We start from the raw sequence: 3,219 nt of genomic DNA, 5'->3' as shown, positions 1-3,219 counted from the left end.
CGTGGCTGGAGATGCCCCCAGGGAAGGAGAACTGCGTAAACAGCTTCTTCAACCCGGCTTCGTCCTGGCTGACATCCGGGTAGATCTCCGAGTAGCTGCCCTCGAGATAGGTGTTGGCCACCAGCGCTGGGCCGCCGTGCCCCGGTCCGGCGACGTAGAACATGTTGAGGTCGTACTTGCTGATCACCCGGTTGAGGTGGACGTAGATGAAGTTCTGCCCTGGTGTGGTCCCCCAGTGCCCGACCACGAGCGGCTTCACGTCCGACAGCGCCAACGGCCGCTTGAGCAACGGATTGTCATACAGGTAGATCTGACCGACCGACAGATAGTTGGCTGCGCGCCAGTAGGCGTCCATGGTGTGCAGCAGCTCGGGGCTCAGCGTGGGGTGGGGTTCGGGGCTGGTTGTGTTCCGCGGGAGAGAGGCGGTGTTGGTCATGGCTTCAGTCCTTCTCGAATAGTGGTGTGTGCGTTTCGGTGGTGGCGCCTGCCGTGGACGTCACGTGTCGCGTGGCTGAATCGGGCGGCTCGACGCCGCAGGAAGTGGCGTCGTGCATCGCGTCGTGGCGCGACGTCGGTGCGGGCGACTCGGTAGAAGATCCGCTTCCCGAGCTCGATCAACGCCAGGTACGCGAAAATCATGGCTACCAGCGCGGCGAAGAAGGCGATGGGCAGCGGTTCGAAGCCGAGAGTCTGGGCCAATGGGCTGGCCGGTAATGCCGAGCCGACGGCCACCACGCCTAGGGCGGCCAGGACAAGCGGCAGGCTGGGATGGCTACGAAAGAATGGGATGCGCCGGGTGCGGATGGCGAAGATCACGAGGGTCTGGGTGGCCAGTGACTCGACGAACCACCCGGAACGGAACTCGCCGGCGCTGGCGTTGAAGACCCAGAGCATGATGCCGAAGGTGATGAAGTCGAACACCGAGCTGAGCGGGCCGAAGAAGATCATGAACCGGCGGATGAAGGCGATGTCCCAGTGGGATGGGCGGCGCAGCTGTTCCTCGTCGACATGGTCGGTGGGGATCGCCAGCTGGCTGGTGTCGTAAAGCAGGTTGTTGAGCAGGATCTGGGACGGCAGCATCGGCAAGAACGACAGGAATACCGAGGCGCCGGCGGCGGAGAACATGTTCCCGAAGTTGCTCGAGGTGCCCATCAGCACATACTTGATCGTGTTGGCGAAGATGCGCCGCCCCTCGGCGACTCCGTCCGCAAGCACATCAAGGTCCTTCTCCAACAGGATGACGTCGGCGGCATCCTTCGCTACGTCGGTGGCTGAGTCGACCGAGATCCCGACGTCGGCGGCATGCAACGCGAGGGCATCGTTGACGCCGTCGCCGAGGAAGGCAACGCCCCCACCGCTTCGGCGTTGGACGCGCACGATCCGGGCCTTGTCCTCGGGACTGACCCGGGCGAACACCGTGGTCGTGGCGATGGCGGCGGCCAGCGCGTCGTCGTCCATGGTCGCCAGCTGCACTCCGGTCAGCGCCGCGCCGTCTGTGAGGCGGAGATCGTGACAGACCTTCACGGCGACGGCGGGGTTGTCACCGGTGATTACCTTGACTGCGATACCAAGCGTGGCGAGGCGGTGCAGTGCGTCCGCGGCGTCGGCCTTGGGCGGGTCGAGGAACACGAGGTACCCGGCGAGTTTGAGTCCGTACTCGTCGCCGGCTACTGGTGGCCTCGCTTCACTGGCCTGTCGGGTCGCGACGGCAATGACGCGGTTCCCGGCCGCGAACTCGGCGTCCAGGGCAGCGCGTGCATCGGCGGGGACATCGAGGCACCGGTCCAGGACCCTCTCGGGCGCGCCTTTCGTGATGAGCGTCAACACGCCGGCACGGTCGCGGACCAGCACCGAGACCATGTTGCGTTCGTGGTCGAACGGCACCAGCCCGAGCCGGGTGTAGTCGGCGAGCGCCGCCTGTTGGGCGGCCACTGCCGGGGAGGTGCTGAGCGCGCGGTCCAGTGGGTTACCGCCGACGGCCTGGCCGTCCTGAACCGTGCTTTCTGTGCACAACAGCCCAGACCGCAGCAGATCCGCGTCGGTGCAGCCGCTGGCCGGCGCGGCCCGGGTGTACTCCACGCGGCCGGCGGTGAGGGTGCCGGTCTTGTCGGTGAACAGAACGTCGATGTTGCCGAGATCCTCGATGCAGACGAGTCTCTTGACCAGCACCTTGTGCTGGCTCATCCGCCGCGAGCCTGCGGCTAGGCTGCTGGATACCACGGCCGGTAGCAGCTGCGGTGTGATGCCGACAGCGATGGCCAGGGAGAAGAGCAGGGCGTCCATGATCGGCTTGTGCAACACGACGTTGATCACGAAGATCGACGTGGTGAGGGTTCCCGCGACGTAGACGAGCAGCATCGAGAAGCGCCGCAGGCCGCGTTGGAACTCGGTTTCGAGCTGGTGCCCACTGAGTCCGGCGGCAATCTTGCCGAACTCGGTCCGCGCCCCGGTCGTCACCACCACCGCGCGGCCACTGCCGGCGTTCACGACCGTCCCCATGAGCGCGCAACCGGTCAGGTCGGCTAGCGCCGTCCCGGGGGCGACGGACGCGGTGTTCTTGTCCACCGGCAATGACTCCCCGGTGAGCACCGACTCGTCGCAGGTGAGCCCGGTGGTCTCGAGCAACCGGACGTCCGCCGGGACGATGTCGCCCAGATGCAGCTCGATGATGTCGCCGGGCACCAGCTCGGCGACATCGACGGCCGAGGCGCGCCCGTCACGAATGACGGTGCTCTCGTGCCGGATCTGGTCGTGCAGGGCCTCGGCCGCTTTCTCAGCACGGTATTCGTTGACGAACCCGAGCCCGACCGAAAGCGCAACGATCACGCCGATGATGAGCGCGTCGCTACGCTGTCCGACGAAGTAGGACGCGGTCGCCGCGGCAACCAGAAGGAGAAGCAGCGGCGAACGCACCTGGTGCCACAGCACCGGAAGGAGCCGGGCCTGGTGCGAGGAAACGGCGTTGGGTCCGTACTGCCGTCGCAGTCGCAACACGTCCTGGTCCGACAACCCGGTCGCCATGGTGCTGTCGAGGACGGCAAGCACGACTGCCGCTTCGGTGGCCGCTGCGGTCGTCACGCTGCTGACGGTGTTCGCCCCGGTCTCCTGCCTCGCTGGCGTCGAGCTGCGGATGGGAGGGGCTGACGCGCTCACGGGCCGGACCACGGCCAGGCCGCGTCGATGGGAACGGTCACGTCCCGCCGTTGACCGGGTGGTCTC

General features: G+C 66.5%; 1 protein-coding gene and 1 pseudogene. Both read right to left on the bottom strand.

Going from position 1 to position 3,219, the window contains the following annotated elements; all coding sequences use genetic code 11:
• Positions 1 to 436 (bottom strand): annotated as a pseudogene (locus tag ABI385_RS00435) (phosphoketolase); the annotation flags it as partial.
• Positions 433 to 3,078, bottom strand: a complete 2,646-nt coding sequence (mgtA, locus tag ABI385_RS00430) for a magnesium-translocating P-type ATPase (protein ID WP_348101752.1) — start codon at positions 3,076 to 3,078, stop codon at positions 433 to 435. The pseudogene ABI385_RS00435 and the gene mgtA, both read right to left, overlap by 4 nt.
• Positions 3,079 to 3,219: the final 141 nt, after the last annotated feature.

The sequence above is a fragment of the Lapillicoccus sp. genome (assembly GCF_039935575.1).
Classification (GTDB): domain Bacteria; phylum Actinomycetota; class Actinomycetes; order Actinomycetales; family Dermatophilaceae; genus Lapillicoccus.
The sequence above is the reverse complement of the archived record's forward strand: the minus strand, read 5'-3'. Positions and strand labels throughout refer to the sequence as shown.